Consider the following 20,563-nt stretch of genomic DNA (forward strand, 5'->3'; position numbering starts at 1 on the left):
ACGAAGGAACCCCATGAGCAACGACGAGCAGGCCTGGTACGCCGAAGCCGAGCCCCGGACCGAAGCCGCCCACATCGCCCGGCTGCTGCCCGAGGAGACCGTCGCCCCGGCCCCGTTCCGGGTCGGCACGGTGCTCCCGGACAGCGTGCCGCTGGAGCCGATGCAGCGGGCCGTGCCGATGCAGCAGACCGTCTCGCCGATCCCGATGGAGCGCGCGACGCCGCTGCAGGCGACCGAGCGCGCGGACGCCATCCCGATGGAGCGCGGCACGCCGTTGCAGGCGACCGAGCGGCTGGCCGCCGAGCCGTTCCAGCAGGGCGTCGCCGCCGAACGCACACCGCTCCAGCCGTTCCAGCGGGCCGCCGAGGCCGACAGCGCGCCGTTGCAGCCCTTCCAGCGCGCCACGGCCGCCGAACCGACCGTCCCCGCCCAGCCGCTCGAACGGGCGGACGCCGCCGAACCCGCGCAGGCGCTGCGGCGGATGGACGCGGCCGAACCCGCCCAGCCCTTGCAGCCCGCCCAGGCCACCGCGCGCACCGCGGCCACCGCCCCGACGGCCCGGACGGCCGCCGCGAAGAAGGTCAGGGCGGACGACTCCGGCGGCTCCGGGAACGCCGGGAAGGGCTTCCAGGTCGACCCCTCGAAGTACCAGGCGGCGGTGTCGCCGATGCTCGCCGCGTCCGAGCAGGTCGCCAACCTGTACCGGTCGTTGAGCGCCTTCCTGCCCTCGCTGGAGGCGCAGGACCCGTGGGGCAAGGACGAGTCGGGCAAGAAGTTCGCCGAGGGCGAGAAGGGCTACCTGAAGTACAGCAAGGACACCCTCGACGTCCTCAAGGGCCTGCCCGATGCGCTGAAGGGCATCGCCGACGGCCTGAAGGCGATGGCCGCCGGCTACGAGAACGCCGACGAGGGCGTGATCGCGGACCTCAACGCGATCGACCAGGGCCAGGCGCCGATGCCCGCCGCACCGTCGATGCCCGCGGCACCCCTCCACCTCCCGATCACCCCGCGGATGACCCAGAGCGGAAGGCACTGACCCCATGGCTGTCGAACTCCCGGAGCCGCTCCAGTGGGTCCTGCTCCTGCTGGCCGGAACCCGCTGGCCCGAGGCGGACGAGGACCAGCTCCGCGACATGGCGGAGCACTGCCGGCGGACGGCCGAGGGCCTGAAGGACGCCGCGCAGAGCGCCGATTCCACCATCAAGCGCGCGCTGGACGGCCAGCAGGGCAACGCCGCCGAGGCGCTGGGCAAGTACTGGGAGAAGTACTCGGTCGGCAAGGGCACCGAGGAGGACCCCGGCTACCTGCCCGGCGCTATCAACGCGCTCAACGGCATGGGCGACATGCTGGAGCAGGTGGCGAACTCCGCGGAGACCGCGAAGATCCAGATCATCGCGCAACTCGGCATCCTCGCCTTCGAGTTGGCCACCGCCGAGGCGGAGGCGCCGTTCACCGCGGGCGCGTCGCTGCTGCAGGTCCCGGCAATGATCGCGGCCAGCCGGGTGGTGGTCTCGCAGCTGTTGAAGCAGCTGCTCAAGGAGACGCTGATGATGGCGGCCAAGCAGGCCGCCCAGATGGGTGCGATCAACCTGCTGGCGCAGGGCATCGAGGTGGCCGAGGGGCACCGCAAGAGCATCGACGGGAAGGAACTCGGCCAGAACGTCCTGGGCGGTGCGGTCGGCGGCGCGTCCGCCCACCTGATCGGCAAGGGCATCGGCGCCGGGGGCAAGAAGCTCGGCGCCGAGAACGCCCTCAACACCACCGTGGGCAAGATGGGCACCGGCGCCGTCGTCGGCGTCGGCGCGGACGTCTCCACCCAGCTGATCACCACCGGCAAGGTCGACAGCGAGTCGCTGCTCGGCTCCGGCCTCTCCGGCGGCGCGGGCGCGGGCCTGCACGCCGGCGCCTCCGCGATCAAGGGCCACGCCAACGCCCCCAAGCCGGCCGAGATGCCGCACCTCGACGTGCCGAACACCGGCGGGTCCCACGACGGACCGGCCACCTTCAACAAGCCCAGCACCTCCACCGGCGACGCCGGCTACCACGGGCCGACCGGCGGCAGTGGCTCCGGCTCCGGCACCGGCACGCGGTCGGTCGACAGCGGGAGCGGAAGCGGGGCCGGGGCCGGCGCGAGCCACAGCACGGGCGGGGCGACGCACGGCGGTACCGAGACGGCCGCCGGGACGCACACGGGCACGGGCAGCGGTACGGCCGCGGGCGAGTCGAAGGTGAACGGGCTCGCCCCGTTCGGCTCCGGACGGTCGACCGAGGCCCCGGCGTCGACCGGCGGCAGCCACGAGGCCACACCGGGCAGCTCCGGCCAGGCCCCGCGCCCTGACGCGGCTCCGCCGGTCTCGCACGAGTCCGCGCAGCCGCGCCATGAGCAGTCGGTGCGCCCGGATGCGGCTCCGCCGGTTTCGCACGAGCCTGCGCTGCCGCGTCATGAGGAGTCGGTGCGTCAGGAGGCGGCTCCGCCCGTTTCGCACGAGTCGACGCCGCGTCATGAGCAGTCGGTGCGCCCGGATGCGGCTCCGCCGGTTTCGCACGAGTCTGCGCTGCCGCGTCATGAGGAGTCGGTGCGTCAGGAGGCGGCTCCGGCCGTTTCGCACGAGTCGACGCCGCGTCATGAGCAGTCGGTGCGCCCGGATGCGGCTCCGCCGGTTTCGCACGAGTCCGCGCCGCCGCGTCATGATGAGTCGGTCCGTCAGGAGGCGGCTGCGCCTGTCTCGCACGAGTCGACGCCGCGTCAGGAGACGGTCTCGTCTGTCTCGCACGAGTCTGCGCCGCCGCGTCATGAGGAGTCGGTGCGTCAGGAGGCGGCTCCGCCGGTCTCGCACGAGCCGGTGGGTCGTCAGGAGCAGCCCGTTCACGACCCGGTGGAGCAGGGCGGACCGCGGCATGAGCAACCGGTGCAGGAGCGCGCGCCCGGTCAGCAGCCGGCCCCGCACGCGGTGACCTCGGAGCACGGTGGCCTGGGTGCCGCGCCGCGGCACGAGTCCGTTGTGGAGCACGACGGTGCCGGGAACGCCCCGCGCCACGAGCAGCCGCGGCACGAGCCCGTGACGGAGCGTCAAGGTCCGGAGAGCACGCCGCGGCCGGAGCAGCCCGGCACGTCGGGCGGCCCGCGCCCGGCCGTGCACGAGCAGCCGTCGGCGGCCGATCACGCTGCCGGGCATGCCGGAGGCCCGGTTCGGGGGAGCACGCCGGAGTCGTCCGAGGTGCCGTCCCAGCGCGGTGGCGCGGCGGTGCCCAACCTGTCCGGGATGCTCGGCGGCGCCGCGCACCTGGCGGGGTCCGGCAGCGACACGCACCTCGACGGCGGTACCAGGATCGCGGGTGGGCAGACCCAGACCAGGCCGGCCCCCGGTCCGGACACCGTGCCGGGACACGTCGTTCCCGACAACGCCGCGTCCGCCGTCCAGCAGCCCACGGGCACGCCGCCGATGTCTGGCGGCTTCATGCCCGGTCCGGTGGCCGGCGGCGGGGGCGCGCACGGTGCGGGCGGCGGCGGTCGTACGCCGTCTAGCCACGTCCCGACCGGCCCGGTGGGGTCGCAGCGTCCGGCGGAGCCGGCCCCGCAGCCCGGTGGGGGCTCGATCCGCCCCGGTGCGGGCCGAACGTCCGACACGCATGTGCCGCCGCCCCCGCCCCCGCCGTCGCAGCACCGGGCGGGCGGGACGCCGCGGACGCTCGGCGACCCGAACGCGTCCTCGTCCCGCACCGGCCGCACCGGCGAAGAGCACCTGCCGCCGCCGCCCCCGCCGCCGTCGGGCACCTCCCGGCTGAAGCCGGTCGACGAGCGACCGACCCCGGACGAGCTGGCGCAGTTGCACCAGCACCCGGGCGGCCCGTCGCTGATCCACCCGGCGATGGCGGACGCCGCGGCACTCGCCCAGTACAAGAGCGACAACAGGTTCAAGTTCGCGTTGCCCGAGGACCTCCGGATGGCGGCGAACGCCCTGCCGCACCAAGCGTGGGGCCGGCGCGACTCCGGAGTCCCGACGCCGAGCGGCCGACCGGACGTCAAGGTCAGCCCGTACTCGCAGTCGTTCAAGACGCACCTCGACCCGCTGACCTTCAAGGCCCTGCACAATGAGGCCGCCGGCGCCATCACCCCGAACCTGCGGACCAAGCTCGGCGACGACGCCGTCGAGTTCTCGGGCAACAAGGTGCTGGAGGCGGCGGGCAACCTGGACTTCCGTACCCAGGAGCACTTCCAGCAGCAGGAGATCCGCCGCAACGTGCTGGAGCGCCTGGCCCGCCAGGACTCCGAGAAGACGTGGAGCCCGGTCGGCGAGCAGCGGGTGAACGACCACCTGACCGGTTCCGCGTCCGCGGTGGACGGCGTGAACCGGCTGCTGAACGGGCACAACGGCCATCCCGGCTTCGACGGCGTCGTGCTGGGCGAGTCGCACGGCCGGTCGCCGAGTTGGCGGTTCCTCACCGAGAACATGCACGACCTGAAGGCCGCGGGCGTCGACCGGATCTACGTCGAGTCGCTCCGCGACGACGCCTTCCAGCAGCATCTGGACGCCTACCAGCGTCCCGGGGGCACCATGTCGCCGAACCTGGAGACGATGCTCCGCGCGTACGACCTCAACAGGACCTCCCCGGCCGGCCACGGTCTGTACGAGACCGTGGTGCGGGCGAAGCAGGAGGGCGTGACGATCCACGCGGCGGACGGCTACCCGGCGCGGGCGCCGCAGGGCGGCCCGCACGCCATGCAGGAGCGTGCGCGACTGCTCAACTCCTACATGAACCACGCCATCACGGACGGCGGCGGGACCGGCAAGTACGTGCTGGTCACCGGCAAGGCACACGTCAACGAGCACGCGAGCAGCACCGACCACCGGATCCCTGGCGTGGCCGAGATGCTGGGCGTCCCGGGCGTGCGGCTGACCGACAGCGGCCGGCCGAACCCGAGCGGCACCCCGCACGACGCGTCCGCCGACACCGCTTCCGGGAACCTGCGGATCGGCTACCTCGCCCCAGCGACGACCGGGCACAACTCGGCGAACGCGGCCGGTGGCCACGGCGCCCCGCCCGCGCCGCCCGCCGCGTCCGCGCCGCACCAGGGCGACGGCAGCTCCTCGCAGTCGACCCGGAGCCTCGGCGACAGCACGCCGGTGCCACCGGCCCCGCCCGCGGCGCACCAGAACGGGGGCAGCCCGTCGCAGTCGACCCGGAGCCTCGGGGGCGACCGGACCCCGCCGCCTCCGCCTGCCACGCCGACCCAGCACAGCACGGCCGGGTCCTCGCAGCCCGGCCACCGGGCCCCGGCCACGACGGTGCCGAACACCGCGTCGGTCCCCGGCCACCACACGCCGCCTGCCGCCGGCCACAACGCGCCGTCGACGACCAGCCACGGCACCCCGTCGACGACCGGCCACACCAACGCGCCCGCCGCCGGCCAGCACAACGCGCCGGCGAGCAGCGCGCACGAGCAGTTCCTCGACCGCCAGAAGCAGGCGCGGGACGCGGAACTGCAGGCCCTGGCCAACCGGACCCCGGTGCGCGACGCGGTGGACCAACTCGGCCGCGAGCAGCGGGCGGTGGCCACGCCTCCGGTCGGCGCCGACCGGCTGCGCCAGGACCTGCCGGGCATGTCGCCGCAGGAGCGGGCGCAGCAGCTGGCGAGCCTGACGCCGGAGAACCGGCGGTGGCTGGCGCGCGACCCGCAGACGGTCGACGCGCTGAAGAACGGGCTGCCGCCGAAGGAATTCGCGCGCACCGCAGCGGAGTTGATGGTGCACGTGGACCCGCGCGCCGAGCGCGCGGCCTCCGCACGGCAGGAGGCGCAGCAGCAGATCGCCCGGATGCTCCAGGACCCGGAGACCACCGCGCGGCTGCTGAAGAACGGCGCCGACGTCGTGGTCGTCCCCAAGGACGTGCGGATGCCGGACGTCCCGGAGCTGAACAACCTGCGCGGGGTGCACAACAACTCCTCGGCGGGCGCCGGTCGCGGCTACGACGACATGCGCGGCTCCGGCGGACGCCACTCGGCGGTCACCGAGGAGAACCTGCTCGGCGAGCACACCCCGATCGGCCACGGCGGCCACTACGAGGACGGCTACTCCACCACCACGCACGAGTTCACGCACACCGTGCACCGCTTCGGTCTGGATGCGAACGACCAGAAGCTGATCACCGACACCTTCAACCAGAAGCACGGCGACCCGAACGCCGCCTGGCCGGACGGCCCGCGCCAGGACACCACCGGCAAGCCGGTCGACAACTACTCCTCGCGCGACGAGCAGGAGTACTTCGCCCAGGTCACCAACGCCTACCTGGGCAACAACCACGGCACCGACCCGTACACCGGGCAGCCGCGCAACAACGGCGCGGACTGGGTCCGGCAGAACGAGCCGGCCGTGCTGCCGCTGCTGGAGCGGTTGTACGGCAAGGACCCGGGCGCGGTGCACGCCGGACCGGCCAACCCGGTGCACGCCACCACGGCCGAGAACCACATGTACGAGGGCTTCCGGGAGTTCATGGACCAGGTCGACGGCAACGGGAGCAACCCCCCGGCCCACCAGCCGCCGACCACACCCCCACCCACCGCGCCGACGGCCAACGCCGGTCAGCACGGCGGGAGTTCTTCCCACCTGCCCCCGCCGCCGCCGAACGCCCCCGGCTTCGGCAGCAAGCCCGCGGCCGACGACGGCTACTCGCACAAGATCGACGGCGAGAAGACCTTCGACGCGATCAAGGACTTCCTGCCGGACTCCGCGGAGTTCGACAAGGTCAAGGACAGCCTGAAGAAGTACGAGCGGTCCGCGCTGATCGACGGCGACACCGATGCGATCATGCACGCGTACGAGCAGCAGAAGCAGCTGCACGTGGACGTGCTGCGCCGGAACGTCCCCGCGCAGCTCGACGCGGTCAACCACCGGCTGGACGAGATCGCCCGCGAGACACCGAACCGGCAGGCCGAACTGGCCGGCGAGAAGCAGAACCTGGAGACCGCCAAGGCCCACCTGGAGGGACAGCAGGACCGACTGGCGGTCTACGAGCACGAGTTGGCCCGGCTCAAGGGCGAACCCAAGTCGGGGACCGCGGCGTTCAAGGCCCTGCAGGACGCCCGCGCGCAGGCGGAGCCGCGGATCGCCAAGGACGCGATGGAGCGGATCGAGGACCAGCGCAAGTCCGTCGCCGACCTGCGGACCTCGGCCGACCAACGCTTCCAGGACGCCGAGAACGCGTACCAGACCGAGAAGAACAAGCGGATCGCCGCCGGCGGCAAGGACGAGAGCGCGGCCGAGAAGGCCGCGAAGACCACCCGCAACGTGTACGAGAGCCGGGTCGAGGACCTCAAGCTCCGCGAGCGGGAGCTCGCGCAGGACCTCCAGGCCCGCAAGGACGCGCTGGCCGGCAACTACGGCGCCACGCCGCCGAAGCCGAAGAAGGGCGCGGACCAGCTGTTCGCGGACGGCGCCTACCGGGCCGCGTTCGGGTACTCGGACCACGGCGTCATGGCGGGCGAGCCGCACGCCGAGAAGACCGCCCGCCGGATGGACGACGGCAAGGTCAAGCTCGGCGCCGCCGTGGTCAACCGCAACCACGTGGTCGCCGACTACATGGTGCACAAGTACGTGACGGCCGCCGTCTTCAAGGCCCGGTCGTTCGGCGACGAGCAGCACCGGGTGGAGGCGTCGCGGACCTTCTCCGACTTCGTCGACACCATGGCGCCCGACCAGCACCGCGTGTTCGACAAGGCCGGCAAGCAGGCCGTCAAGCGGCTCGGCGCCAACGAGCAGGAGCACGCCGCGCTGGCCTGGCGCGACCTCGGCTACACCGCCAAGGACGTGGACCTGGGCAAGGCCTACGGCAACGACAAGCTGGAGGCCGCCTTCGCCCCCGCGAAGCTGGACGACCCGGCGAGCGCCGGCGCGGCCAGGGACGAGGTGCACAACCAGCTGAACCGGTCCGGACTGGACGGACCGGCCAGGGCCGAGCTCGACCGGTACGCCGAGACCGTGCAGCGCTTCTCCGACGACCCGTCACCGCAGCACCTGGCAGAGATGAAGAGCGCTCTCGCCGACGTCCGCACCAAGGTCCGCGAGCAGGCCGTCGAAGACCTCGCCCTGGTGCACGGCATCACCGGACCGCGCCACCTCGACGACACCGTCGCAGCCGCCCGGCAGGCCGCCTCCGAGCCGCCCGCCGGCCCCGGCAACTCCCCGGCGCACGAGCGTCTCGCCGACCGGATCGAGGACCTGGCGCGGTCGTACGACCGCCTCGGCCACGACCGGCAGGACCTGAAGAGCCTGGCGGAGCAGCTCCGCAACGACCCCAACGCGGTCCGGCCGGACCAACTGGAGGCGTTCGCCGACAAGCTGCCGAACGAGCGCGAGCAGCTACGGCAGGACGAGGTCGACCGCCGGCGCCAGGAGGCGGCGCAGACCCTCAAGCCCGGCGGCACCGCCGCCGCCCAGCAGAAGGCCGCGGAGAAGCTGCTGCCCAAGGCCGACGCCGACATCGCCGCCGTCGCCCAGCAGTACGGCGGCGGCTTCCCGCGCGCCGGCGCGGGGGCGAACCACCCCGCGGGCCTGTTCGACCGGGCCGTGCAGGCCAAGGTCGAGGACGTGCCGAAACTGATCGAGGAGATCACCGCCGGCCTGTCCAACAGCGCCTCCAACCTGCGCTTCGGCGACGAGCTGACCAACAAGTGGATCCAGAACTTCCTGGACCCGCACGTCGTGCGCGACCAGGACGTGCTCACCGCCGTCGCCAAGGGCGACCTGCCGCCCGAGGCGCTGTACGCGCCCCACACCCTGGACCTGCTGCGCGGCCTGCGCACCCTGGAGGACACCGGTCTCGCCCCGCGCGAACTGCGCGACCTGATGGCCCCCAAGACCGAGGCCGACATGGTCGACCTCCACCAGCCGGGCCAGAAGCCGAGCGCCAGCGCGGTCAACATCGCCGACGAGCACGGCATGCTGAACCACGCGGGCGGCGAGACCCCGGTCTCCTCGTCCGGCGACTTCACCCGCCAGCCCGGCCAGTCCGCCAACCCCGTGGTCGGCTCCGAGGCGCTCCACGATCCGGCCCGCGACGCCCGCCCGGGCGCCGAGGGCCACGAGATCGGCACCACCCCGGCACCCGCGACGCCCCGGCCCCCGGCGAGCCAGGACACCGACGTGGTGATGGCCAGCCAGGACCACGACACGCCGATGCCCTCGCAGAGCCACGACACGCCGATGCTCTCGCAGAGCCAGAGCCAGGACCACGCGATGGCCTCGCAGCAGACGGTCCGACCGGAGAAGCGACGGCTCGACCCGGACGACGACATGCTGATGCCCGACGCGCCGCCGACCAAGCGCCGCGCCACGGACGCCGTTCCGACCCCGCCGCCCCCGCCGCCGTCGGTCGCCCACCAGGGCGCTCCAGGCGCCCAGGGCCTCGGTGCGCACGGCTTCGGCACGCTGCCCTCGCCCCCGCCGCCCGTCGCCACCCGTGGCACCGGCACGACCGAGCACGCCAGCGGCACGCCCGACCGCCGGCAGGGCGAGCCGATGGACGTGGACCAGCCCACCCGGACCGTCCCGCACCAGCGGGACGCCGACGGTGACGCCGTGATGCACGAGCCGGACGCCACGGGCGGATCGAACGGCCGCAAGCGCGGGCGCGAGGACGAGAGCCAGAACGACGACCGGCAGTCCGGCGCCGACCGGGAGGTCAAGCGGCGTCGCACGCCGTCGTACGAGAACACCGACGCCGTGATGCACGACCGCGGCTACCGGCGGATCGGCCCCGAGCACGAGCTGACCGGCAAACTGGTCGACTACCTCGGCGGCGAGCCCAAGGTGCACCCGCCGATGAGCAACTCGCTGCTGCAGAAGGTCAATCCGCACGAGACTCCGGTCCGTCCCGGTGAGAACTTCCGATCCGGCGACGACCTGAACGCCTGCCTGGAGAACGTCGAGGCCTACCGCGACACCCACTTCGGACGGCCCCGGGTCTCCGGTCGGACCGAGCACGGCACCGTCGAGCCGATCCCCGGCAACACCCTGTGGAAGCGCCACGACGGCCCGGCCCGTTTCGGCGAAGGCCCGGCCGCGGTGCAGAAGTTGATGGACAGGGTGAAGGAGGGCGGCCCCGGCTCCTTCGCCACCGTCCTCGGCACCGGTGCGCACGGCGACGGTCACGCCGTCGCCCTGGTCCACGACCGCGACGGCACGCTCCGCTGGGCCGACCTGACGGACCGCAAGGTCAGCCCCGCCACCGGCGACATGCCCGCGAACTTCCGCAACGACTGGACCGTCTGGGCCTCCGTCGCCGACCCGCACGAGAACAACATCTCCGGGCAGCACGACCCGGACTTCATGGACCGCTACTCCACCTTCACCGACTCCGGTCGCTCCTCCCGGGACGAGAGCCCGGAGCCGATGGACGTCGACGGCTTCGGCAACCGCCCCCGCGCCTCCTCCGCCCCGCCCGAACTGGGCACCCACACCCCGGAGTCGGCCCCCGCGCACGTCGAGCCGCAGGCCGTCCACGTGGAGCCGCAGCCGGTCGTCCCGAAGCCCGATCTCTCGCATGCCGTGCGGGAGTTCCCGCCGCCGGGGCCGTTGGTCAAGGTGACCGGCGACGGCCTCTGCCTGCTGCACTCGCTCGACGCCAGTGCTCCCGGCCTGGCCGGGCCGCGTACCGCAGGTGGTGGCGGAGCACCGGCCCGACGGCTCCAGTCCGCGGTCGAGTCGCACTTCCGCGAGCTGCCGCCGGAGGCGTGGCCGACCGAGGTGGTCGCCAACTACCGCAACAACCGCATCGTTCGGGGCAACCTCGGCCGCAGTGAACTGCTCGACTACCTGCCCGCGGACTCCCGCGGCGCGTTCGCACAGCTCCCGCCCGCTCAGCTCAAGGACATCGTCACCCAGCACCTGACCGACAACGCCCCGCCGCCCTCCGCCCGCGAACGCGCGGCCCTGCTCGACACCGTCCGCAACTGGGAAGGCCGTTGGCGGACCACCGAGGGCGAGATGCTTCCGGCGGCCGCCGCCCACGCGCTCGGCCTCCGGATGCGGGTGCTCGACCACAACGGCATCCCGCGCGCCGTCTTCGGTCCCGAGGACGGCCGCCAGGTGACCGTCTACCACGAGGGCGACCACTACGACGGTTCGGTCCCGCCGCGGCCCTCCGGGACCCACGAGGGCCCTGCTCCGGCACAGCCGCACCAGCAGCCGGAGGTCAAGCCCGAGCAGAAGCCCGAGCCCAAGGCCGAACAGCAGCCCGAGCAGAAGCCCGAGCCCAAGGCCGAGCCCAAGGCCGAGACCGCGCCCGAGCAGAAGCCCGAGGTCCCGCAGGAGTCACACGTCCAGGAGTCGGAGCCGAAGCCGGCGCTCTCCCAGGAGCCCGAGCAGAAGCCCGCCCCCGCGCCGGAGGCGACGCCGCCGGCCTCCGGTCCGCGGCCGATCGCTGGGACGGACCTGGTGGTCGGTCTGACCGCGAACGAGGTGGCGGTCCGGCAGCGGGTCGTCGACGTGCTGGCGAACGCCGTCCCGGGGGACCGGGCCGCGGCGCGGGCTTTCGCGGACGCGCACTTCGGGCCTGCCACGCTGCGTCCGATGCTGGGCGCGCTCTCGCGCGGCGAGACCTGGAAGGCCGCGTTCGAGCACGGTGCCTGGAGCGGCAGCATCACGCTGCGCGGCGAGGTCATCGGGTCGAGGCACCTGCGGACCGACAAGATCGAGTTCGAGAACGGCGCGGACCGGACGGTGGCGATCGGCAACGCCCGGGACTCGCAGTGGCAGTACAACATCGGTGTGCAGGCCCGGCAGTCGGCGGGCGTCACCGAACCGGCCGAGCTGGTCGGCTACTTCCACGACCGGGGCCAGGGCGAGGTCAGCCTCGACCTGGGCGGCATGGTGGCCCGGTCGAAGACCTCCGAGCCCGCCGACGTGTTCGCGTCGACGATGCGGCTGGAGCTGGACTTCGGCGACCTCCGGCACGACGGCGCCCCGGTGCGGACCGGCAGCGCCCGTACCGAGGAGGTGGACCTCGGCCTGACCGTGGCCGTTCCGAAGGGCTCGGGGACGACCGGGCCGGGCGAGCAACGGACGCCCCCGCAGCGGCTGTTGGACGGCCGGGTGGGCGGACAGGAGATCGTGCTGGACCTGGCCCCGCGGGGTGGCGCGGACGACCACCGACCGGTGGAGGGGCTGCTCGACCACGTCGAGGCGGCGGCCAGGCAGGAGTTCGGCTCGAACTGGCCGGCGATGCGCGAGAAGGTCCTCGCCGAGGTCGACTTCGGCCGCCTGCAGCGGGACCTGAAGTCGATGACGGCCGGCGAGCCGGTCTCCGTCACGCTCACCGACCGGCGCGGCAAGAGTCTCGGCACGCTCGAAATCAGAGCCCGGGTCGGGGAGTTGCGCCAGAGCGGCACCACCAAGGAGACCGAGTTCAACATCGGCACCTCCGTCCAGCAGGTCCGCAGCTCGGCGCAGAGCCGGGGCAACGCGGGCCAGTTCGGCCTGGCGAACGTGCTCAAGCCGGGCAGCGCCCTGATCACCACGGGCGGGGCGGGACGGCTCGGCCGGGACCGGATCGAGATCACCGGTGACAGCCGGGTCTCGCAGCTGACCAGCAAGTCCAAGGTGCCCGGCGTGCTCTACGACGGGCCGGTGCACTTCGAGATGGCCTTCAACGGCAAGGCCGACGTCCACCCGGCGGGCGAGGCGGACGTCCGCCTGCTGGTCGACCGCGCCGACACCACCGCCCCGGAGCCCGAGACCTCGAAGTCCGAGAGCGCGAAGTCCGAGCCTTCGAAGTCCGTGCCGGAAGGCAGCGGGTCCGAGCTGGAGACGCACGAGGTCACCGGCCCGCCGGAGTCGGTGTGGCACGGCGGCAACGACCGGGGCGGCCTCGGCGAGACCGTCGTGGTGCGCGACCTGGAGTCGACGAAGGCGCTGCGCGACGCCGTGGACCAGCAGGGGCGGGCGAAGTTCGGCGACGACTGGGACGCGGTGCGCGAGCAGGTGCTGCGCGGGTTCAGCCAGCCGAACCTGGCGGCGCGCCTGACCGGGATGACCCGGGGCGAGGCCCTGGAGGTCAAGGTCCCTGGCCAGGAGAACCTGGTGGTGCGGGCCACCGCCCGGGTGCGGGAGATGACGTACCGTCGGGAGGACGGCAAGGCGGAGCTGAACGTCCTGAACGAGACCAGTGCGTTCACGGTGGACCGGTCGCTGCTGTCCCGCACCGTGGCCGGCAACGGCCAGCTGGGCGGCGCGGTGGTCAAGGGCGCGCCCGGCGGGGACCTGCTGGCCGCCGGGTCCGGGCAGCAGCGTGAGCGGGCCGGCGGCCAGGGCCGCCAGGCCGACCGGGTGTACGCCAACGGCAAGTACAGTGCGCCGCAGGTGATCTACGGTGCGGAGCTGGCCGTGGACCTGCACTTCGGCCGGCCCGGCGAGGCGGCCGGGGCGCGCCCGGACGTCACGGCGCCGGTCCGGATCGAGGTGGGTCTGGACGCCCGGGACACCGTCAAGGTGCAGGCGCCGCGCGGCGAGGACGGCCGGATCGCGTTCAAGCCGCCGGCCGAGTCGTCGCGCCCGTCCGAGGAGACCGTCACCCGGCCCTCCACGGAGGGCCGGGACGGGATCGAGCTGACCCGGCAGGAGCCGGCGGCCGAGGGCCGCAAGGGCACCGAGGTCGAGCGTCCGGCGGCCCCGCACCTGGCGCCGCGCCGGATGCGCGAGCAGCACGAGCTGAACGCCTCCTACGTGGTGCACAGCCTGGGCGGGGGCGACCGGGTCCGCACCGTGGTGTCGGACGCGATCCGGGAGAAGTACGGCAAGCCGTCGGACGAGATGCAGCAGAAGATCGACGGCGCCTTCGACCGGATCGCGATGAAGACCCAGCTGTCGCAGCTCACCCGCGGTGGCAAGGTCACCGAGACGATCTCGGGCGCGACCTGGAAGGCCGAGGTGACCGTCACCGCCCGGGTGGGGGAGGCGACCTACCACTCGAAGGCCGACAAGTACGAGTTCGAGTCCGGCACCCGCACCTCCAGCGGCCAGGGCGGCGTCCGCGACAGCCGGAACCGGCTGGACGGCGGAGGCCGGTTCAACGCGCGGACGCCGGTGCTGGCCGTCTCCGGCGGTTACAGCTACCGGACGGACCGCAGCTACGGGCAGAACGTGGAGACGATCGGCTCGACCTCGAACCGTGGCAAGCACGTCGAGCCCGCCGTGTTCTTCGACGTGCACGCGGCCTACGACGTGTCGGTGACGTTCAAGCGGCTGAACGTGCCGGACGGTTCGTTCGCGCAGCCGGTGGAGGCGGTGGCCCGGGTCGCGGTGCCGATGCGCGACGCCGAACCGACCGCGGGGCCGGTCGAGCGGACCACCGAGAAGCAGCCCAGGGGCTTCGTCGAGGGGCGGCGGCTGGACTCCTCGGCGATCGTCACCGACGTGTACGGGCTGCCCGGCCGGGGCGGGGCGGCGGACGGGCCCCGGCAGACCCTCGGCGAGTCGCTGCTGTCCCAGGTGGAGTCCGGCTGGAAGCCGAAGTCGGGCGGCACGAAGTCCGGACCGGCTTCCACCGGGCCCAAGTTGGAGCGCAATCCGTTCGGCAGTGACTGGGCGGGCATCCGGGAGAAGCTGGACGCCGAACTGACCCCGGACCGGCTGCAGTCCCGGCTGAAGGGCATGACGGCAGGGGACGAGATCGTGGTCCGGCACGGGCGGACCACCGTCCGGGTCGGCGCGGTGCTCCGCGAGCGGATGGAGCACCTCGGTGACTCCGGCACCACCGAGTTCAACACCGGCAACGACGTCCAGCGGACCTTCCAGCACGCCGACGGCACCGGCACCTCGCACCAGGGCCTGCTGGGTGTCACCGGGGCCGCCCCGATCGCGGGCACGCCCGTGTCGGTGACGGCCGGTCTGACCGGCACAGGCGGCGGCGGGCACGACCACGCCGACGTCCGCAGCAGCAGCACCTCGGCGGGAGCCGCGACCAAGGCCAAGCTGCCCGGCAGCGCCTACCGGGGCGAGGCCGAGCTGCAGTTCACCATCGAGCGGCGGCCCTGGGTCGGCGCGTCGGTGGCGCAGCGGCGCACCGCGACGGTCGGCTTCGAGACCATCGTGGAGAGCGGCGAGACCATGCCCGTCCGGACCGGATCCGGCGACGAGGCCCCGCCCAGGACCGTCCCGGCGAAGATCCCGGAGCAGGTCAGCGTCCCCGTCCCGCCCGAGCGGGTCTGGGAGAGCGGCCTGCGCGACACCGACGTGCTGCGCTTCCTCGGCGACGTCGGCGGCGTGCAGGACCTGGTCCGGCTGCGCGGCGAGCAGTACTTCGGCAAGTCCGACTGGAAGGAGATGGCGCCGATCGTCGGCACCGTCACCTCGCACAGCCACCTCTCCGCGCTGTTCGGCACCGCCAGCCAGGGCGCCGAGGTGGCGGCGACGGTCCCGACCGGGCGGATCAGCCTGGGCGGCGGCAAGGGCGTCGAGGTCGGGGTGAAGCTGGTCGAACTGGAGCACCGGACCAACGACAGCGCCGTCGAGTTCAGCCCCGCCAACGCGAGCAGCTCCGGCACCGCGCACGCCGACCTGTCCGCGAAGAACGCGGGCGCGCAGGCCCAGGTCGGCGCGCGGATCACCGGCGATGTCAGCAACAACCCGGCGCTGACCGGCGGTGCGCAGCGGATCTGGCGCGAGGGCGGCAGTCACGCCGACGCCGGGCAGGTCATCTCCAACGGCAAGTTCGCCGTCCCGATGGCCCGTTACCACGGCGCCGCCGAGGTCGAGGTGACGATGTTCGACAACGACCGCACGCCGGTCAAGGAGAAGGGCATCGTGCCCTTCACCGTCGACATCCCGCTCGCCGAGACCACCGGCTCGAACGTTCCCGGCGACCACTACCTCGCCTTCAACGGCGAGCAGCGCTCCGGCGAACTGCGCTTCGGCGAGGACGCCCGGCTGCTCGACGACGTCCACCGGGTGCTCGACGGCGACGGCTCGCCGTACGACCACACCACCCGGACGCCCGCCGAGCGCGAGCGGCTGAGCAGCACCGTCCGGCTCGGAAAGGCCGTCTACGAGCGGGAGTTCACCGCCGCGACGGAGGCCGGCCGGGCCCGGATCGAGGCAGCCCACCGGCTGGTCGAGCTCTCCGGCGGCAACTCCGACAAGGCCAACGCCCTGCTCGGCACGCTGCTCGGCACCCCGGAGGGCGCCCCGGTGAACGCCGCGGACGCCCGCAAGGTGCTCGACTTCCTCGGGCGGCGCGCCGGACAGGGCCCGGTCACCCTCGACGACCTCGCCGCCGGGGCGAAGGCGGACTGGCCCGCGCACGAGACCCGGCAGGTGCACCGGGCGGCCTGGACCGACCGGGGGCCCGCCAGTGAACTGGTCACCGCCGCGATGGCCACCGCTGCGGACGCCGCCGGCCCGCTGCTCCGGGGCGGCGTCCCCGCCTGCGGGCAACTGCACCTCACCGTGGCCGGCGAGGGCCCCGGCCTGCCGGTGATCCGTTCCTTCGACCTGGACGGCACCGACCCGGCCGAGCAGATCCGCCGGATCGAGGGCGAGGTCTACCTGGGTGGCGGCAACCGCCCGCAGGAGGTCACCGTGCGGCTGGCCGGACCCGAGAACTGGGACTACCGCGTCACCGCCCGCCCGGGCGGGGAACGCGAACTGACGCTCCGTCAACTACCGTCCCCGGCACCGGATACGCCCGGCACTCCGGATGCGGGGGCCCCGGCGGGGCAGCCCGCCCCGGCCCCGGAGCCGGACCCGTCGGCCGCCCGGGCGACCGCCCTGGCCGCCTTCGTCGCCGGCCTGACCGGCGGCACCCCGGAAGGAGCCGCCTGACGGCCCGGAGGCCTGACGGAACACCCCCCCCGGCGGGGCGGGGCGTCGACCGCCCCGCCCGCTCTCCGGCCTTCGGCCCACCGGTGCTTCGGCTCCGGGGGCGCCGGCCGCCCGTCCGCCTGTTCCCGGGCGCCGACCGGGCGTTCGCCGGGGCGGGTGGCATGCACCGGATAACGATCAGGTAGCCTCCCTCAACGAACAGGGCGAAACGGTGGGGGAGACACGGTGAGGTTCCGTCTGCTCGGTGCGGTCGCGATCGACGGGGCCGACGGCGAGCTGTCGCTCGGGCCCGAGAAGCGGCGCAGCCTGCTCGCGCTGCTGCTGCTGCGCCGCAACCGGGCCGTGCCCGTCGCGGAGCTCGCCGAGGCGCTCTGGGTCGCCGACCCGCCCGCCAACGCCCGTACCGTGGTGCAGAGTCATGTCTCGCGCCTGCGCGCGCTGTTCGCCGAGCACCGCGCCGACCGGTGCGGGGTGCAACTCGCCACCGCCGGAGACGCGTACACCCTGCACCTGCCCGAACGGGCGCTCGACGTCGAGCAGTTCGACCGGCTGGTGGCGGCGGCCCGGTCGGCCGAGCGGTCCGCCGAGGCGGTCGACGTCCTGGAGCAGGCACTCGCGCTGTGGCGCGGCCCGGCGCTGACCGGGACGGTGCCGAGCGTGCCGCTGGACGCCTGGCGGCAGACCCTGGAGGAGAGCCGGCTGGCCGCCGTGGAGACGCTCGCCGACCACCGGACGCGGCTCGGCGAACCCGCCCGGGCAGCCGAGCTGCTGCTGGCCGAGACCGTCGCACACCCGCTGCGGGAGTCGCTGGTGTCGGCGCTGATGCTGGCGCTGTTCCGGGCCGGCCGGCAGTCCGAGGCACTCGACTGGTACCACCGCACCCGGGAGTCTCTGGCGGACCGTCTCGGCGTCGACCCCGGCCCGGCGCTGAACGCCGCCTACGAGCGGATCCTGCGCGACGAGGATGCCGAGGTCCCCTCCCCGGATCCCGTTCCCCCGCCCGGGACGGCCCCCGGGGCGTTTGCCGGAACATCACCGGAGCAGCCGCCCGCGCCCCTCGCCGCAGAGCCCGCGTCCGAACGGCCCCTCGCCGCAGTGCCCGTGCCGCCTGCCGCCAGCGCAGAGCCCGCGCCCGCGTCCGAACGGCCCCTCGCGGCAGTGCCCGCCCCGTCTGCTGCCGGCGCGGCGCCGGGTCTGCCGCCCGCGGTCGACCTGCTGCCGCGGGCGCCGCGCGGGTTCTACGGGCGGGAGGCCGAACTGGCCGCCCTCGACGGTGCGTTGCGGCCAGGGCCGGACGGGGCGCTGGCGCTGGTGACCGGCCCCGCCGGGGTCGGGAAGACCGCACTGGCGCTGGACTGGGCGCACCGGCACGCCGCCCGCTACCCGGACGGGGTGCTGTTCGCCGACCTCGGCGGGTTCAGCGACCGGCCGGACCGCGAACCGGGCGAAGTGCTGGGCGAGTTCCTGGCGGCGCTGGGCGTGGCCCGGGAGGACCTGCCCGCCACCGTCCCGGCCCGCAGCGCGCTGTACCGCCGGATCACCACCGGGCGGCGGCTGCTGGTGCTGATCGACAACGCCCGGGACTCGGAGCAGGTCCGACCGCTGCTGCCGGCCGGCGCCGAGGCGGCCGCACTGGTCACCGGCCGGCACCGGATGCTGGGGCTGGTGGCGGCCGAACTCGCCCGCCCCGTCCCGCTGTCCGTGCTCCGCCCGGAGGAGTCGGCCGCCCTGCTGGCCCGCGTCCTCGGCCCGGCCGCGATCGCCGCCGAACCGGACGCCGCCCGCGAACTCGCCGAACTGTGCGACGGCCTGCCGCTCGCGCTGCGGATCGCCGCGGCCGGGGCGGCCGCCGCACCGCGCCGAGCACTGGCCGACCTGACCGGGCAACTGCGCCACGAGCAGCGCCGGTTGGCGCACCTGGCGGCGGAGGAGATCAGCGTGGCCAGTGCCCTGCGGATCTCCTGCGAGCAGCTGCCGCCGACCGCCGCCAGGCTGCTCACCGCGCTCGGCCTGCACCCGGGCCCGGTGCTGGACGCGTACGCCGCCGCCGCCCTCGCCGACCTCGAACTCCCGGCGGCCGTCGAGGCATTGGAGCACCTGGCGGCCGCCCACCTGGTCACCCCGATGGACACCGAGCACTACGCCCTGCACGACCTGGTCTGGCTGTACGCCCGCCAACTCGCCGCAGCGACCGACCGGTTCGAGCAGCGAGCGGCCCGCGAGCGGCTGGCCGACCAGTACCTGTACGCGGGCCTGGCCGCCGCGCAGTGCGCCGAGCCCGGCAGCCGACCCTGCTGCGAGCCGCCCGCGGGCAGCCATCGGCCGCTCGCCGTACCGGAGTTCGACACGGCGGAGCGGGCGCTGGAGTGGTTGGGCGGGCGCCGGGAGACGCTGGCCGAGGTGATCGCCACCACCACGCCGGAGCGGGCCTGGCGGCTCGTCCTCACCCAGTGGCCGCTGCTCCTGCGCCGGGTCCGGGACGGCTGGGTGCCGCAACTGCAACGCGCCCTGGACGCCACCCTGGAGACCGGGGAGCCGGACGGTGAGAGCCAGGTCCGGGCGCTGCTCGGCTGGGTGCTGGTCTCCAACCGGCGGCTGCCGGAGGCGCTGGCCTGCCTGGGCCCGGCGGCCGAGCTGGCCGCCCGCGCGGGCAACCAGGTGGGCCGCTCGATCGCGCTGATCAACCTGGCGGCCGTGCAGGGCGAGCTGGGCGACCACGCCGCGGCCGGCGCGGGCCTCGCCCAGGCGCTGGAGATCGCCTCGGCGGCCGGCCATCCGCACACCGTGGTGCTCGCCCTGCAGCACCTGGCCCGCCACCACCTCGACACCGGCCGCCCCCGGCAGGCCGCCGACCACGCCCTGCACGGTCTGGAGCTGAGCGTCCGGGAGGCGCCCAGCGCGCGGCGGGTCCTGCTGCACACGGCCTGCGGGGAGGCGCTGACCGCGCTGCAGCGGCCCGCGGAGGCCCGCGAGCGCCTGCACGCCGCACTCGCCGAGGCCGAACAGGTCGGCCACGGCGAGGCGACCGCGGAGGTGCTGCGGGCGCTGGCCCGCGCCGAGGACGCCGCCGGCCAGGGCGCGGCCGCGGCCGCCCACCGCCGCCGCGCCGAGCGGCTCGAACCGCGGTGAGAGCCGGCGCTCCCGTGGCGGGGCGTCATTGACAGTGGGCGTACCGCGTCGATCTAATGCTGACGCTTCACAAGCTCCACAAAAGGGCAGCTCACGGGGGGAGCCGTGGTGGGAAGTTCCAGGATCGAGGCACTGTTCGAACGCGACCGGGCCTGTCGTCAGGCGGGAATCACGCTCGACGAGGTGACCGGAGGCCGCGCGGTGGCCCGGATGAAGGTCACCGAGGAGATGGCCAACGCGCACGGCATCGGCCACGGCGGGTACGTCTTCCTGCTCGCCGACGCCGCGTTCTCCTACGCCTGCAACAGCTACGGGCCGGTGGCGCTCGCGCAGGGCGCGCAGATCAGCTTCCTGGCGCCCGCGCAGATCGGCGACGAGCTGGTCGCCGAGGCCGTCGAGCGGACCAGGGCGGGCCGGCAGGGCGTCTACGACGTGACGGTGCGGACCGCCGCGGGCGCCGTGGTCGCCGAGTTCCGCGGGCAGAGCGTGCTGGTCGCGGGGGTTCCGCACGGGGTCCCGCCCACCGGCTGAGCCCTCACCGGGCCCTCGGGGACGGTGTGCGGTCGGTGTAACCGCCGACCGTCGGAAGCCGAGACAGCCGCGAAATGCGCCCTTCCTAC

General features: G+C 74.2%; 4 protein-coding genes. All 4 read left to right on the forward strand.

The window, feature by feature from the left end; translation table 11 throughout:
- The first annotated feature begins 13 nt into the window (after positions 1 to 13).
- The 4 genes from BX266_RS28165 to paaI all read left to right on the forward strand — a co-directional run bounded on the left by BX266_RS28165 (position 14) and on the right by paaI (position 20,474).
- Positions 14 to 1,036, forward strand: coding sequence for a hypothetical protein (locus BX266_RS28165; RefSeq protein WP_099904276.1), 1,023 nt, complete (start codon positions 14 to 16; stop codon positions 1,034 to 1,036).
- Between the two features lie 4 nt (positions 1,037 to 1,040).
- Positions 1,041 to 16,814 carry a toxin glutamine deamidase domain-containing protein gene (locus tag BX266_RS28170; RefSeq protein WP_099904278.1) on the forward strand — a complete coding sequence of 5,258 codons (15,774 nt, stop codon included), beginning with the start codon at positions 1,041 to 1,043 and terminating at the stop codon, positions 16,812 to 16,814.
- A 225-nt stretch (positions 16,815 to 17,039) separates the two neighbouring features.
- Positions 17,040 to 19,943, forward strand: a complete 2,904-nt coding sequence (locus BX266_RS28175; RefSeq protein WP_099904280.1) for a BTAD domain-containing putative transcriptional regulator — start codon at positions 17,040 to 17,042, stop codon at positions 19,941 to 19,943.
- Between the two features lie 108 nt (positions 19,944 to 20,051).
- On the forward strand, positions 20,052 to 20,474 hold the full coding sequence (paaI, locus tag BX266_RS28180; protein ID WP_099904282.1) for a hydroxyphenylacetyl-CoA thioesterase PaaI: 423 nt from the start codon (positions 20,052 to 20,054) through the stop codon (positions 20,472 to 20,474).
- Positions 20,475 to 20,563: the final 89 nt, after the last annotated feature.

Origin of the sequence: Streptomyces sp. TLI_171 (assembly GCF_003610255.1) — a bacterium.
In the GTDB taxonomy this organism is placed as follows: domain Bacteria; phylum Actinomycetota; class Actinomycetes; order Streptomycetales; family Streptomycetaceae; genus Kitasatospora.

Excerpts from the sequence above, each read along its gene's own strand:
- BX266_RS28165 (WP_099904276.1), top strand. The coding sequence starts at position 14 with ATGAGCAACGACGAGCAGGCCTGGTACGCCGAAGCCGAGCCCCGGACC.
- BX266_RS28170 (WP_099904278.1), top strand. The coding sequence starts at position 1,041 with ATGGCTGTCGAACTCCCGGAGCCGCTCCAGTGGGTCCTGCTCCTGCTG.